Source organism: Nocardioides sp. FY1077, assembly GCF_058681775.1.
This window is the reverse complement of record NZ_JBZWDB010000002.1, coordinates 204,177-218,436: the sequence shown is the minus strand read 5'-3', so window position 1 is coordinate 218,436 and position 14,260 is coordinate 204,177. Positions and strand designations below refer to the sequence as shown.

Here is a 14,260-nt window from a genome sequence, read left to right as displayed (position 1 = left end):
GGGCCAGGGGTGGCCCCGTAGGCGGCCATGCCTGAACGGTGCGGTGCGCCAGAACGGCCCGCGGGACGCCGTAAGCCCGGCGCGATGGACCTGGAGAGCCAGCGGTGTTCGAGGCGGAGGTCCCGGTAGCGTCCGGGGGTGGCCAGTCCCCGGCGATCAAGCGCTCGCAGGCGCAGCGCGTCACCCGGCCGCAGCGCGACGCGGCAGCGGCCGTTGCCGGCCGCCGGGCCGGGCGAGCGGCTGTGGGTCCTCGACGTGCCGTACGGGACGCAGGTCGACGACGCCTCCTGGCACTCGGCGGTCAAGGCCCATCTGTACGTCGGTCGCGCGCTGCCGGCGCACCTCGCGCCGTACGCCCCTGGGCCGTACACGCTCGGTCGGTTCCTCGAGAACACGCTCAACCCCGGCAGTCCGACGCCCGGTCCCGAGCCGACCGACGCGCTCGAGCCCCGGAGGATCCAGTTCGAGGCGGCCGATGCGATCGCGGCGCGCGCCGCGGCGGGTGGGCGGCAGTTCCTGCTGGCCGACGAGCCCGGCGTGGGCAAGACGATCTCCGCCGTCCTCGGGGCGGCAGCGGTGGGCGACCTGCGCGGAGCGCGGCGGGTGCTCGTCGTGGCCGACCGGCCCGCCGCGATCACCATCGGCCACTGGTGCCGCACGATCACCGCGCTGGGCGACGGGGGTCTGGAGTGGGTCGTGATCACGTGGGACCGGCTGGAGAAGGTCACCGAGCACGAGTGGGACGTGATCATCGCCGACGAGGCCCACGCGCTGCGGCGTACGACGACGAAGCGGTGGAAGCTCTGGGCGAAGATCTCGGGGCACGGGCGCGCGCACGACAAGGCGCCGTTCGTCATCGCGACGACCGCGACGCCCGGTCACACGCCGCTGGAGCTGCCCTACCTCGCTCCCGCCTACGCGCAGGTGCTCGGCGAGCCGATGCGGGAGTGGACCTCGGCGACGCAGCCCGGCGCCACGTTCGCCGCGGCGCTCGAGCGGCACGGCGTCGGGACGGAACCGGGGCGCCACGGCGCGACCTGGACCCCCGACCCGGCGCGACGCGCCGCCGACCTCAAGCTGGTGCGGGGCTGGCTCGCCGACGAGCGGCCCCCGGCCATGCTGCACCGCGCCGCGCCCTGGGGGCCGGTGCCGATCTCCGGCATGCCGGTGGCGCTCACGCCGGCGGAGCGGGCGGCGTACGAGGCCGAGTGGGGCCAGTTCTGTCGCGACATGGACATCGCGCGACGCGGCCGGAACGTCGCCAAGGGCCGCGCCGCGCTGCTGCGCTTCCGGCAGAAGGCCGGACTGATCCGGGTCGACTCGACGGTCGCCTGGATCGCCCAGCAGGTCGAGTCGGAGCGGCAGGTGGCGTGCTCGGTCGAGTTCGTCGCGACCGCCGCCGACCCCATCGCCGACCGGCTGCGTGACTCCGGCATCGAGGTGGCCACGATCTACGGCCGCGACCGGTTCGACCCCGAGGCCGAGCGGCTCCGGTTCCAGACCGGGCAGGCGAAGGTCTGCGTCTTCACCACCGTCGCCTCGATCAGCCTGCACGCCGGCGAGACCCTCCCCGACGGCCACCAGGCGAGCACCGAGCCGCGCGTCGGGGTCTTCCACCAGGCCCGCTTCTCCGGCATCGCCGCACGACAGGTCACCGGCCGCACCCACCGCGACCACCAGGTCTCGCCGTGGCACATCGCCTACGCCGAGGGCACCGTCGAGGAGCAGGTCGGCCGGGTGATGGTGGAGCGGATCGCCGCCGCCTCCGACACGGTGGGCAGCGACACCGCCGGGCTCGCCGGGCTCGCGCACCTCCTCGGGGCCGACTGGCTGCCGCCCACGACCCTGACCGAGGACGGCACCTGACCCCCGGATCCACCGCGCCGGGCATCCTTGCGCTGTGGGTACCCCTGTCCTGGCCGCCGGGCCGCGCCACTCGGTGGGGCTCCGCGCCGACGGGTCCGTCGTGTCGGCCGGCGCAGAGACAGCGGGCGAGCGTCGGACCGGCGACTGGTCGGACGTCGTGGCCGTGGCGGCCGGGAACGTGCACGCGGCACGGAACACGGGTCGGTCGCACAGCGTGGGGCTGCGCGCCGACGGCACCGTGGTCGCTGCGGGGTGGAACGGGGACGGGCAGTGCGACGTCAGCGACTGGCGCCAGATCACCGCGGTGGCCGCAGGGTGGCGCCGCACGCTCGGGTTGCGTGCCGACGGCACCGCCGTGGCCGCGGGACGACACGACGAGGGGGCCTGCGACGTCGCCACGTGGCGCGAGGTCGTCGCGCTGGCCTGCGGCGACTGGCACTCCGTGGGCGTGCGGGCGGACGGGACCGCGGTGGCTGCCGGGAACGACCGCCGCGGGCAGTGCCGGGTCGGCGGCTGGCGTGACGTCACCGCCGTCGCGGCGGGATCGGTGCACACGGTTGCGCTCACGACGACCGGGCACGTCCTCGCGGTGGGGTCCCGTACGGCGGGAGCCTGCGACGTGGAGTCGTGGAGCGACGTGGTGGCCGTCGCGGCCGGCAGCCACCACACCGTGGGCGTGACCTCGAGCGGCCGGGCAGTGGCCGTCGGCAGCGACGACCACGGGCAGTGCGGGGTCTCCGACTGGCGGGACGTCGTCGCCGTCGCTGCCGGCGCACGCCACACCCTCGGCCTCCGCGCGGACGGTCGGGTCGTGGCGGCCGGGAGCAACGAGCACGGTCAGTGCGACGTCGCCGGCTGGCCCGCCCTCCGGACACCGGCCTGACGCGCGCCGGTCACGTAGCCTCGACCGGGTGACAGCGGATCCCCACCGGCTCGACCGGTTCGTCGACGCCCAGGCCCACGGCGTGCACGAGAAGGCGCTCGCCGAGCTGCAGGCCGGCCGCAAGACCAGCCACTGGATGTGGTTCGTCTTCCCGCAGGTCGCCGGGCTGGGCAGCTCGCCGACGGCGCAGCACTACGCGATCGGCTCGCTCGACGAGGCGCGTGCCTACCTGGACCACCCCGTGCTCGGACCGCGGCTGCTCGTGTGCGCCCGGGCCGTGCTCACCCACCCCGTCAAGAGCGCCCGCCAGATCATGGGGTCGCCCGACGACGTGAAGCTGCGTTCGTCGATGACGCTGTTCGACCTGGCCGCCGACGGCTCGGAGTCGGTGTTCCAGGAGGTGCTCGACGCGTTCTTCGACGGCGAGGCCGACCCGCGGACCGTGCAGCTCGCCGGCGCCTGATCCGGAGCTCGGCGGCCGGGCGGTCAGCCGGAGGCGCTGAGTCGCCGGCGGGTGTTGCCGAGGTGCACCCGCATCGCCGCGCGTGCGGTCTCGGCGTCACCGTCGGCGACCGCGGCGGCCACCTGCTCGTGCTCGCGGTGCACCCGCTCGACGTGGGCGGAGTCGGAGAGGGAGAACTCGTCGGACAGCTGCGTGCGCGGCAGCATGATCATCATCGGGCCGAGCGAGTCGAGCAGGTCGACGTAGAACCGGTTTCCGGTCGCCGCGGCCACCGCGCGGTGGAAGGCGAAGTCGGCCTCGACGGCGCCCTCGTGGCCGGTCTCGGTGAGCTGGGCCAGCGCCCGCTGCACCGTCGTGGTCGTCTCGGGTGTCGAGCGGGCGGCGGCCAGGGCCGCCGCCTCGCTCTCCACGCCGATGCGGAAGTCGACCATCGCCAGCACGTCGCGGTGGGTGCGGATCGCCGACGACTCCAGCGAGAACGTCGACGGCTGCGGCACGGCCAGCACGAACGACCCCCGGCCCTGGAAGGTCTCCACCAGGCCCTCCGCCTGCAGGCGCGACACCGCCTCGCGCACCACCGTGCGGGAGACGCCGTGCTCGGAGACCAGGGCCGACTCCGACGGCAGCTTGGCGCCCGGGGGCAGCGTGCCGGCGAGGATCGCGGCCTTCAGGCCGTCGACCACGCGCTGGGCCAGGGTCGTGGTCACGGGGTCACCTCATCATGCGGGGCGTCGGGCGGTCGGGTTCCGGTGGTTTCGAGACGCTCGCTGGCGCTCGCTCCTCAACCACCGCGAGGAGCGAGCGTGCCCGGCGTACCGAGGTCTCGATACGGGCGCTGCGCGCCCTGCTCGACCAACGAGCGGGCGCGCTCGACCAGCGAGGTGGCGGGGTCAGGCGCCGATGGTGACGGAGTCCTGGGTGAGGGCGCGCATCTGGTCGGAGAGGGTGAAGCCGAGGCCGGGGCGGTCGGGGACCCACATGCGGCCGTCGTGGATGTCGACGCGCTCCTCGAAGAGGGGGTTGAGCCACTCGAAGTGCTCGACCCACGGCTCGGTCGGGTAGGCCGCGGCGAGGTGGAGGTGGATCTCCATCGCGTAGTGCGGCGCGAGGGCCAGGCCGGCCTGGGAGGCGAGGGTGGCGAAGCGCAGGAACGGCGTGATGCCGCCGATGCGGGGGGCGTCGGGCTGCACGATGCCGCGGTAGCCCGCGTCGAGCAGCGCCAGGTGCTCGGGCACCGAGGTGAGCATCTCGCCGGTGGCGATGGGGGTGTCGAAGACGCGGGAGAGGTCGGCGTGACCGACGGCGTCCCAGGCGTCGAGGGGCTCCTCGATCCAGACCAGGTCGTGGGCCTCGAGCTCGCGACACATGCGGCGGGCGCGGGCGCGGCTCCACTGCTGGTTGGCGTCGACCATCATCGGGCCGTCGCCGAGGTGGTCGCGGATCGCCTCGACGCGGCGCAGGTCCTCGCGCCAGTCGGGCTGGCCGACCTTGATCTTGATGCCGCCGATGCCCATCTCGAGCGACGCGGTCGCCTTCTCCTTGATCTCCTCCACCGAGGCCTGCAGGAAGCCGCCCGAGGTGTTGTAGACCGCGCACGAGTCGCGGTAGGAGCCGAGCAGCTTGGCCAGCGGCAGGCCGGCGCGGCGGGCCTTCAGGTCCCACAGCGCGACGTCGAGCGCCGCCACGGCCTGGGTGGCCACGCCCGAGCGGCCCACGGAGGCGCCGGCCCACATCAGCGACTGGTAGATGCGGTCGATGTCGGAGGGGTCCTGGCCGATGGCGACCTCGGCCACCTCGCGCAGGTGGGTGTACTGCGCCGGGCCGCCGGCGCGCTTGGAGTAGCTGAAGCCCATGCCCTCGAAGCCGTCCTCGGTCGTCACCTCGACGAAGAGCAGGACGGTCTCGGTCAGCGGCTTCTGGCGGCCGGTGAGCACCTTGGCGTCGCTCACCGGCGTCTCCAGCGGCAGGACGACGTGGCTGAGCTTCAGGCTGCGGATCGCGTCGGTCACGGGTGGTTCCCCTCGTCGTGGTGCAACTTGTATGATGAGTGAGAACTTATCGTACGAGTCGGAGGAGCACCAGTGACCCAGGCACCGAACACCCCCGGACCGCAGGTGACGCCCCAGACCAGCGCGGCGGTCGACCCCGACGTCTCCCCTGACCCCGTACGCCGCGTCGCCCGCTCGGCCCCGCTGCCGCGACCGGCCCGGCAGGTGCCGCGCTACGGCGACCTGCGCCCGTTCCTGCAGCTGCGCGAGACCCACCGCGACCCCACCGAGCGCCGCCTGGCGCGCGCGCTGAGCATCGACGACCTCGAGCGGATGGCGCGCCGGCGCGTGCCGGCCGCGGTGTGGGACTACGTGGCCGGTGGCTCCGAGACCGAGGTGTCGCTGCGGCGCAACCGCACCGCCTTCGACCGGGTGGAGCTGCGGCCCACGACGTTCGGGCAGGTGCCGGAGCCCGACACCAGCACCACCGTCCTCGGGCGCCCCGCGGCCGCGCCGATCGTGCTGGCGCCCACCGGCTACACCCGGCTCAGCCACCACACCGGCGAGCGGGCCGTGGCCGCCTCGGCCGCCGCCGCGGGCCTGCCCTACACGCTCTCGACGTACGCCACCGCCTCGGCCGGGGCCGTCGCCGACGCCTCGCCCGGCGGGCGCAACTGGTTCCAGCTGTACGTGATGAAGGACCGCGCGGTGACCCGCGACCACGTCGCCCAGGCCCGCGAGGCCGGCTTCGAGGCGATCATGATCACCGTCGACACCACGGTCACCGGCCTCAAGCGCAAGGACGTCGCCAACGGCTTCGCGATCCCGCCGCGGCTCACCGCCCGCACCCTGGCCGGCCTGGCCCGCCACCCCGGCTGGGTGTCCAACATCCTGACCACCGAGCCGCTGCGCTTCGCGACCTTCCCCGAGGGCTCGCCGTACGGGCGCTGGGGCATGTCGAACCAGCTGCGCGAGCAGTCGCTGCGCCCCGCCGACATCGCCGGCATCAAGGCGGAGTGGGGCGGGCCCGTGGTGGTCAAGGGCATCCTCTCGGTCGGCGACGCCGTGGCCTGCATCGACGCCGGCGCCGACGCGGTCGTGCTCTCCAACCACGGCGGGCGCCAGCTCGACCGGTCCCCCGCCCCGCTCGAGCTGGTCGCCCCCGTGGTGCAGGCCGTGGGCGACCGCGCCGAGGTGTACGTCGACTCCGGCGTGCGCCACGGCGCCGACGTGGTGGCCGCGCTCGGGCTCGGCGCCCGCGCCGTGCTGGTCGGGCGGCCCTACCTCTACGGCCTCATGGTCGGCGGGCAGCGCGGCGTGGACACCGCGCTCGACCTGTTCGTGGCCGAGATGCGCCGCACGATGTGCCTGCTCGGCACCCCCGACGTCGCCTCGATCACCGACGAGCACGTGCGGCTGCGGCCGGCGTGACCCGCCGCCGCCCGGAGCCGGGGTCAGGGCAGCGGCGAGACCAGCGAGCCGTCGTCGAGGTACGCCGCGACGTTGGCCAGCACCAGGTCGCGCATCGCGGCCCGGGTCTCCACGGTGCCGCTGGCCAGGTGGGGCAGCAGCACGACGTCGTCGCGCCCGAGCAGCGCCGCGGGCACCTGCGGCTCCTGGCTGAACACGTCGAGCCCGGCGCCGCCGAGCCGGCCCGCCTCGAGCGCCGCGACCATCGCGTCCTCGTCGACCACCGCGCCACGCGCGACGTTGACCAGGAAGCCGTCGGGGCCCAGCGCGTCGAGCACGCGGGCGTCCACCGCGCCGCGGGTGCGGTCGGTGAGCGCACACGTCAGCACCAGCACGTCGACGCCGCGGGCGAGCTCGACCAGGTCGTCGACGTACGGCAGCGCCACGCCGTCCTGGGCGCGGGTGCCGGTGTAGGACACCGCGCAGCCGAAGCCCTCGAGGCGCCGGGCGACGGCCTTGCCGATGCGGCCCAGGCCGAGGACGCCGACCCGTGCGCCGCTCACCCGACGCGACAGCGGGAACGCGTAGGCGCCGCCGCCCTCGCCGGAGGCCCACTCACCGCGGCGCACGAACCGGTCGGCCGCGCTGAGCCCGCGCATCACGTCGATCACCAGGCCCACCGCGGTGTCAGCCACGCAGTCGGTGAGCACGTCGGGGGTCGTGGAGGCCACCACGCCGCGGGCGGCGAGCGCGTCGAGGTCGGTGCGGTCGTGGCCGACGCCGAAGTGCACCACCGCGCCGAGGTCGGGCAGCCGCTCCAGGGTGTCGGCGCGCACGCCGGTGCGACCCGTCGTGACCGCCACCCGCACGCCCGCGCCCGGCGCGGCGACCTCCTCGAGCGGGCGGGCGCCGTACCGCTCCTGCAGGGCCTCGACGAGGTCGGGCATCAGCGGGCCGACCATGACCACCTGGGGGTTCTCCACCGCCGGACCGTAGGCAGCGCCGTGGGGCATCGTCCAGTGCCGTCCGGGCATCGCCGAGCGACCGGGGAGCGCCCGTGGACCTGCTGACCGGCTTCACCACGATCCTCGCCGTGATCGGCGTGGGCGCCCTGCTGGCCCACCGCGGCGTCGTCGACGAGCGCGCCCAGCGCACGCTGGCCGAGGTGTCGTTCTTCGTGGCCACCCCGGCGCTGATGCTGGTCACGATCAGCGGCCTGGAGATCGGCGGCGACACCGCCGCCAACGTCGTCGCCTCCGCGGCCTCGCTGGCCGCCTGCTTCCTCGTCTTCGCGCTCGTCTCGCGGCTGCTGTGGCGCAACGACGGCGGCGACGTGCTGATCGGCGCGCTCGTGTCGTCGTACGTCAACGCCGGCAACCTCGGCATCGCCGTCGGGGCCTACGTCGTCGGCGACGCCGCCGTGGTGGTGCCGACGCTGCTCGTGCAGGTGCTGCTGGTGCAGCCGTTGGCGCTCGCCTGGCTCGACCGCCGCGCCGGGCGAGACACCGACGCCCGCACCGTGGTGCTGCGCCTGGCCAGCAACCCGCTGACCATCGCGTCGTTCGCCGGGCTGCTGCTCGCGGTCACCGGCTGGCGCCTGCCCGACGTGGTCATGCAGCCGGTCACGCTGCTGGCCGGGCTCGCCATCCCCGCGATGCTCCTGTCGTACGGCGCGGCGCTGCGGCTCAGCCCGCCGCTGGGCCGCGCGGGGCAGCGCCGCGAGGTCGTCACCGCCACCGTGCTGAAGCTGGGCGTGATGCCGGTCGTGGCGTGGGCCGTCGGGTCGGCCTGCGGCCTGGACGGCCAGGCGCTGCTCGGCGTGGTGATCGTCGCGGGCCTGCCGACCGCGCAGAACATCTTCCTGCACGCCACCCGCTACCGCGTCGGCGAGACGCTGGCCCGGGAGGTCGTGCTGGTCACCACGCTCGGCTGCCTGCCGGTCGCGCTGCTGATCGCCCTCCTGCTCGGCTGACCCACACCCCCACCAAGGAGCACCCGTGCCCGTCACCGACCGCCTGCTCGACGACCTCACCGCCGCGCTCGGCCCCGCCGGGGTCGTCCGCACCGCCGACGCCCCCGACGACGTCGCCGGCCACCTCGTCGACTGGCGCGGCGCCCACCGTGGGCTCAGCCCCGCCGTGCTGCGTCCCGCCTCCACCGAGCAGGTCGTGACCGCCGTGCGCCTGTGCCACGAGGCCGGCGTCGCGCTGGTGCCGCAGGGCGGCGGCACCGGCCTGTGCGGCGGCGCCGTGCCCGACGCCTCGGGCGAGCAGCTGGTGCTGTGGCTGGGCCGGATGCGGGCGGTGCGCGAGGTCGACCCGGTCGGCGACACCGCCACGGTGGAGGCCGGGCTGACCCTGCAGGGCCTGCAGGAGGTCGCCGCCGCGGCGGGCCGGCTCTTCCCGCTCTCGCTGGGCTCGGAGGGCAGCGCCACCGTCGGCGGCGTGCTGGCCACCAACGCCGGCGGCACCGCCGTGCTGCGCTACGGCATGATGCGCGCGCTCGTGCTCGGCCTCGAGGTCGTGCTGCCCGACGGACGCATCTGGCACGGCCTGCGCGCGCTGCGCAAGGACAACACCGGCTACGACCTCACCCAGCTGTTCGTCGGCGCCGAGGGCAGCCTCGGCGTGATCACCGCCGCGACCGTGCGACTCTTCCCCGCCACGCCCGCGCGGGCCACCGCCTGGGTGGCGGTGCCCGACGTCGCCGCCGCGGTCGACCTGCTCGGGGTGGCCAAGGAGCACGCCGCGGGCGAGCTCACGACGTTCGAGCTGGTGGCCCGCGAGGCGGTGGGACTGGTGCTCGAGCACCAGCCCGGCGCACGCGACCCCTTCGCCGAGGCGCACCCCTGGTACGTGCTCGTCGAGCTCGCCGCCACCTCCCCCGCCGGCCTCGACGACCGGCTCGAGGCGCTGCTCGGCGCCGCCGCCGAGCGCGGGGTGCTCGCCGACGCGGTGGTGGCCGGCTCCCCCGCCCAGCGCGCCGGGCTGTGGCTGCTGCGCGAGGGCATCTCGGAGGCGCAGAACCCCGCCGGGCCCAGCCTCAAGCACGACGTCACCGTGCCGATCGCCGCGCTCCCCGCGCTGGTCGCCGCCACCGACCGGGCGCTGGAGGCGGTGCTGCCCGGCGTACGTCGGGTCACCTACGGCCACGTCGGCGACGGCAACCTCCACCACAACCTCTCCGGGCCCGTCGGCGCGCCGCCGTCGGTGCTGCTCGAGCACGCCGAGCGGCTCTCGGCAGTCATCTACGACGAGGTCGTCGCCCTCGGCGGCAGCATCAGCGCCGAGCACGGCCTCGGCTCGGCCAAGGTCGCGCTCGCCGACCACTACGCCGACCCCGTGGAGCGCGACCTGATGCGCGCGGTCAAGAGCGCGCTCGACCCGCGGGGCCTGATGAACCCCGGCGTGGTCGTCGCGGCCGACCCCGCCGACGCCACCTGACAACCGATCCGGTGGTCGTCCCGTTCTCCACGTGACACGGTGCGACCACGGGAGGCGGACAGCAGATGTGGCACAACGAGATCGAGCAGTCGTTCGGGACGGGGCCGGAGCACCGGCCCGTCGAGCAGCACGTCGCGGCCGGACGACGAGCGCTGCGGCTGCGCCGGGCCGCGACCTCGCTGGCCGGCGTCGGCGCGGTCGTGGTGCTCGGCACCGCGGGCCTCATGGCGACGAGCGAGGCGTCGCGCGAGGCGACGGGGCTGGTGGCGGTCGACCCCACGCCCAGCCCGGGCCCGGTGGCCCCGACCACCCCGCCCCCGCCCACCAACACGGCGTCGGCCGACGGCTGGACCGGCGGGACAGCGGTGCGCTACCGCGACGGCGAGGTGGAGGTGCGCCCGGGCGCCGAGGTGCGTGAGCGCATCGCCGACCCGCTGCGGCTCGACCCGCCGCACCGCTCCGACGCCTTCGACGTCACCTACGACGGCACCCGGTCGTGGGTCCTGCTCCAGACCGGCCCTCAGGCGAGCTCGACCACCAGCGAGCCGAGCGCCGGCTGGGCGAGCTTCGCCGACTGGGTGGCCGACCAGTCCGGTTACAGCACGGCCGGCAACGGCTGGCCCGACACCGTGCGCCTCACCGACGCCTCCACCGTGGTCGCCAGCGCAGGCAGCGAGGTGCTCGAGCGCACCGACGACCCGCGCCTCGGTGCGACGTTCGCCGCCCCCGGCGCCACGACGGGCGCCGCACGGGTGCGCGCCGGCGAGGACGGCGTCGTCTACTTCGTCGTGTGGCGCGTCACCCGCGGCGAGCTCGAGGTGATCACCACCCGCCCGCGCGAGACGGTCGGCCGGACCTTCGAGGAGCTGCTGGCCGACGCCCGCTCGCGCTACGCCTCCGGCGAGGGCCTGCTGTGAGCCGCAGGCGCGAGGCGCGGGAGGCGGAGTTCGTGGCCTTCGTGACCGCCCGGCGCACCCACCTGCGCCGCGTCGCCTACGCCGTCTGCGGCGACTGGCACCAGGCCGACGACGTGCTGCAGGACGCACTGACCAAGCTGTACGTCGCCTGGCCCCGGCTCCACCGCGACGGCAGCGAGGAGGCGTACGCGCGGCGCATCATCGTCACCGCCACCATCGACGCGACCCGGCGCCCGTGGCGCCGCGAGCGCCAGGGCCTCGAGGGCCACGACCCCGCCGCCCGCGAGCCGCTGCCCGTCGAGGAGCGCTCGGCGCTCTTCGACGCCCTGCAGGCGCTGCCCCTGATGCAACGCCGCACGGTGCTGCTGCGGCACTGGCTGGGGCTGTCGGTCGAGGAGACCGCCCGCGAGCTCGGCATCTCCGCCGGCACCGTCAAGAGCCACACCTCGCGGGGGCTCGAGCGGCTGCAGGAGACGCTGACGCGGAGCTGACTCGGGTCGACCGGCGCTCGCGCCGGGGTCTCGATACGGCTCGGCGCTGGCGTGGTCCCTGAGGAGCGAGCGCAGCGAGCGTCTCGAAGGGCGCCTCCCCTGCTCGACCAACGAACCGGAGGCCTGCTCGACCGACGAAAGGCGGTCAGGCGACGGTGAGGACCAGGCCGTCGTCGGCCACGTCGACGGAGACCCGGCCGCCGTCGACGACCTCGCCGCCGATCAGCATCCGCGCCAGCGGGTCGCCGATGGCCGACTGCACGAGCCGGCGCAGCGGCCGGGCGCCGTACGCCGGGTCGTAGCCGGTGTCGGCGAGCCAGGTGCGGGCGGCGTCGGTGACGTCGATGCCGATGCGGCGCACCGCCAGCCGCTGCTCCAGCAGGGTCAGCTGCAGGTCGACGATGTGGGTGAGCTCGTCGCGGGTGAGCGCGTCGAACAGCACGATCTCGTCGAGACGGTTGAGGAACTCCGGCTTGAAGGAGGCCCGCACCACCGCCATCACCGACTCGCGGCGCACGGCGGGGTCGAGCAGCGGGTCGACGAGGTGCTGCGACCCGAGGTTGCTGGTCAGGACCAGCAGCGTGTTGCGGAAGTCGACGGTGCGACCCTGACCGTCGGTGAGCCGGCCGTCGTCGAGCACCTGCAGCAGGATGTCGAAGACCTCGGGGTGTGCCTTCTCCACCTCGTCGAGCAGCACCACCGAGTAGGGACGGCGCCGCACGGCCTCGGTGAGCTGGCCGCCCTCGTCGTAGCCGACGTACCCGGGAGGGGCACCGACCAGGCGCGCCACCGAGTGCTTCTCGCTGTACTCGCTCATGTCGATGCGCACGATCGCGCGCTCGTCGTCGAAGAGGAAGTCGGCCAGCGACTTGGCCAGCTCGGTCTTGCCGGTGCCGGTCGGGCCGAGAAAGAGGAACGAGCCGGTGGGGCGGTGGGGGTCGGCGATGCCGGCGCGCGAGCGGCGCACGGCGTCGCTGACCGCGGTGACCGCCTCGCGCTGGCCGATCAGCCGCTGGCCGATGACCTGCTCCATCTCGAGCAGCTTGGCGGTCTCGCCCTGGAGCATGCGGCCCGTGGGGATGCCGGTCCACGCCTCCACGACCTCGGCGACCTGCTCGGCGCCGACCTCCTCGCCCACCAGCGGCTCCACGCCGTCGACCTCGCCGCTCTCGGCGGCGGCCGCGGCCTCGATCTCCTTCTCCAGCGCCGGGATCTGGCCGTAGAGGATCTCGCTGGCCCGCCCGAGATCGCCCTCGCGCTGGAGGCGCTCGGCGTCGATGCGCAGCTGGTCGAGCTGGCGGCGCAGGTCGCCCTCGCCCTCGCGGGAGCTCTTCTCCTTCTCCCAGCGCGCCTCGAGCCCGCGCAGCTCCTCCTCGCGGTCGGCGAGGTCGGCGCGCAGCACGGCGAGCCGCTCCACGGAGGCGTCGTCGCTCTCCTTGGCCAGTGCGAACTCCTCCATCTTCAGCCGGTCGACCTGGCGGCGCAGCTGGTCGACCTCCTCCGGCGACGACTCGATCTCCATGCGCAGCCGGGAGGCCGCCTCGTCGACGAGGTCGATGGCCTTGTCGGGCAGCTGGCGTCCGGGGATGTAGCGGTCGGAGAGGGTGGCGGCGGCCACCAGCGCGGCGTCGGTGATCCGCACGCCGTGGTGGGCCTCGTACTTCTCCTGGATGCCGCGCAGGATCTGGATGGTGTCCTCGACGCTGGGCTCGCCGACGAACACCTGCTGGAAGCGGCGCTCCAGCGCGGGGTCCTTCTCGATGCGCTCGCGGTACTCGTCGAGGGTGGTCGCGCCGATCATGTGCAGCTCACCGCGCGCCAGCATCGGCTTGAGCATGTTGCCGGCGTCCATCGCGGAGTCGCCGCCGGCGCCCGCGCCGACCACCGTATGCAGCTCGTCGATGAACGTGATGACCTGCCCGCCGGCGTCCTTGACCTCCTCGAGCACGGCCTTCAGCCGCTCCTCGAACTCGCCGCGGTACTTCGCGCCGGCCACCATCGCGGCGAGGTCGAGGCTGAGCACCCGGCGCCCCTTGAGCGAGTCGGGCACGTCGCCGGCCACGACGCGCTGGGCCAGGCCCTCGACGACGGCGGTCTTGCCGACGCCGGGCTCGCCGATCAGCACGGGGTTGTTCTTGGTGCGCCGGCTCAGCACCTGCACGACGCGGCGGATCTCGGCGTCGCGGCCGATCACCGGGTCGAGCCGGCCGTCCTCGGCGGCGGAGGTGAGGTCGACGGAGTACTTCTCCAGCGCCTCGTACGTCGACTCCGCGTCCTGGCTGGTCACCCGGCGGCTGCCGCGCACAGCGGTGAGCCCGTCGCGCAGGCCGGCCTCGCTCAGGCCGACGTCGCGGAGCACCTGCTGGGCGCTCGACTCGGTGCCGGCCAGGGCGATCAGCAGGTGCTCGGTGGCGACGTAGTCGTCCTTCATCGACCGGGCGAGGTCGAGGGCGCCGGCCAGCACCCGGGTCAGCGCGGGCGCGGCGCCCGGCTGCTGCACGGTGGCGCCGCTGGCCCGCGGGAGCGCCTCGAGCGCGGCGCCCGCGCCGGCGACCAGCGCCTGCACGTCGACCCCGGCCCGGGTGACCAGGCTGCGGGTGGTGCCGTCCTGCTGGCCCAGCAGCGCGACCAGCAGGTGGATCGGCTCGGTGGCGATGTGGCCGGAGGTGGTGGCCGACAGCTGGGCGGCCTCGACGGCCTCCCGGCTGCGGGTGGTGAACTTCTCGGCGCCGAACTGGCTCATGGGTCGCGTCTCCTCACCGTGAGGTGGCTGGTGCTGGCGTGGGGGTCGTCCTGTGC

General features: G+C 74.9%; 12 protein-coding genes. 8 read left to right on the top strand and 4 right to left on the bottom strand.

What is annotated here, in order from left to right; translation table 11 throughout:
* Positions 1 to 213: 213 nt before the first annotated feature.
* The 3 genes from AC4OR8_RS05945 to AC4OR8_RS05935 all read left to right on the top strand — a co-directional run bounded on the left by AC4OR8_RS05945 (position 214) and on the right by AC4OR8_RS05935 (position 3,212).
* A complete protein-coding gene (locus AC4OR8_RS05945; protein WP_492164617.1) occupies positions 214 to 1,866 on the top strand; it encodes a DEAD/DEAH box helicase in 1,653 nt (550 codons plus the stop codon).
* A gap of 100 nt (positions 1,867 to 1,966) precedes the next feature.
* Positions 1,967 to 2,749: an RCC1 domain-containing protein gene (locus tag AC4OR8_RS05940; protein WP_492165306.1), complete on the top strand. Its 783-nt coding sequence runs from the start codon at positions 1,967 to 1,969 to the stop codon at positions 2,747 to 2,749.
* A 28-nt stretch (positions 2,750 to 2,777) separates the two neighbouring features.
* Positions 2,778 to 3,212 carry a DUF1810 domain-containing protein gene (locus tag AC4OR8_RS05935; protein ID WP_492164616.1) on the top strand — a complete coding sequence of 145 codons (435 nt, stop codon included), beginning with the start codon at positions 2,778 to 2,780 and terminating at the stop codon, positions 3,210 to 3,212.
* A gap of 23 nt (positions 3,213 to 3,235) precedes the next feature.
* Here AC4OR8_RS05935 and AC4OR8_RS05930 read toward each other — a convergent pair whose 3' ends face one another.
* Together AC4OR8_RS05930 and AC4OR8_RS05925 are read right to left on the bottom strand one after the other, a co-directional pair.
* Complete coding sequence (locus tag AC4OR8_RS05930; protein WP_492164615.1) at positions 3,236 to 3,919, bottom strand: FadR/GntR family transcriptional regulator; 684 nt, start codon at positions 3,917 to 3,919, stop codon at positions 3,236 to 3,238.
* A gap of 183 nt (positions 3,920 to 4,102) precedes the next feature.
* Positions 4,103 to 5,221 (bottom strand): L-talarate/galactarate dehydratase, encoded by a 1,119-nt coding sequence (locus tag AC4OR8_RS05925; RefSeq protein ID WP_492164614.1) that lies wholly within the window; start codon positions 5,219 to 5,221, stop codon positions 4,103 to 4,105.
* Between the two features lie 72 nt (positions 5,222 to 5,293).
* On the opposite strand from AC4OR8_RS05925, the gene AC4OR8_RS05920 reads away from it, so the two are divergent.
* Positions 5,294 to 6,631, top strand: a complete 1,338-nt coding sequence (locus AC4OR8_RS05920; RefSeq protein ID WP_492164613.1) for an alpha-hydroxy acid oxidase — start codon at positions 5,294 to 5,296, stop codon at positions 6,629 to 6,631.
* A gap of 23 nt (positions 6,632 to 6,654) precedes the next feature.
* On the opposite strand, the gene AC4OR8_RS05915 is transcribed toward AC4OR8_RS05920, so the two are convergent.
* A complete protein-coding gene (locus AC4OR8_RS05915; RefSeq protein WP_492164612.1) occupies positions 6,655 to 7,593 on the bottom strand; it encodes a 2-hydroxyacid dehydrogenase in 939 nt (312 codons plus the stop codon).
* A 74-nt stretch (positions 7,594 to 7,667) separates the two neighbouring features.
* Between AC4OR8_RS05915 and AC4OR8_RS05910 the strand changes: the two genes are divergently transcribed.
* The 4 genes from AC4OR8_RS05910 to AC4OR8_RS05895 all read left to right on the top strand — a co-directional run bounded on the left by AC4OR8_RS05910 (position 7,668) and on the right by AC4OR8_RS05895 (position 11,461).
* Positions 7,668 to 8,582 carry an AEC family transporter gene (locus AC4OR8_RS05910; protein ID WP_492164611.1) on the top strand — a complete coding sequence of 305 codons (915 nt, stop codon included), beginning with the start codon at positions 7,668 to 7,670 and terminating at the stop codon, positions 8,580 to 8,582.
* A 25-nt stretch (positions 8,583 to 8,607) separates the two neighbouring features.
* Positions 8,608 to 10,053 (top strand): FAD-binding oxidoreductase, encoded by a 1,446-nt coding sequence (locus AC4OR8_RS05905; RefSeq protein WP_492164610.1) that lies wholly within the window; start codon positions 8,608 to 8,610, stop codon positions 10,051 to 10,053.
* Between the two features lie 65 nt (positions 10,054 to 10,118).
* A complete protein-coding gene (locus AC4OR8_RS05900; protein ID WP_492164609.1) occupies positions 10,119 to 10,970 on the top strand; it encodes a hypothetical protein in 852 nt (283 codons plus the stop codon).
* A complete protein-coding gene (locus tag AC4OR8_RS05895) occupies positions 10,967 to 11,461 on the top strand; it encodes a SigE family RNA polymerase sigma factor (RefSeq protein ID WP_492164608.1) in 495 nt (164 codons plus the stop codon). The genes AC4OR8_RS05900 and AC4OR8_RS05895 overlap by 4 nt, the downstream gene beginning before the upstream one ends.
* Positions 11,462 to 11,606: 145 nt before the next feature.
* Here the strand turns inward: AC4OR8_RS05895 and clpB are convergent, their stop codons facing one another.
* The gene (gene clpB / locus AC4OR8_RS05890) at positions 11,607 to 14,204 is read right to left on the bottom strand and encodes an ATP-dependent chaperone ClpB (protein ID WP_492164607.1); all 2,598 of its coding nucleotides are present in this window, start codon (positions 14,202 to 14,204) and stop codon (positions 11,607 to 11,609) included.
* Positions 14,205 to 14,260 lie beyond the last annotated feature (56 nt).

What these genes read in the sequence shown, in the direction of transcription:
- clpB (WP_492164607.1), bottom strand. Translation starts at nt 14,204, where the DNA reads ATGAGCCAGTTCGGCGCCGAGAAGTTCACCACCCGCAGCCGGGAGGCC.
- AC4OR8_RS05900 (WP_492164609.1), top strand. Translation starts at nt 10,119, where the DNA reads ATGTGGCACAACGAGATCGAGCAGTCGTTCGGGACGGGGCCGGAGCAC.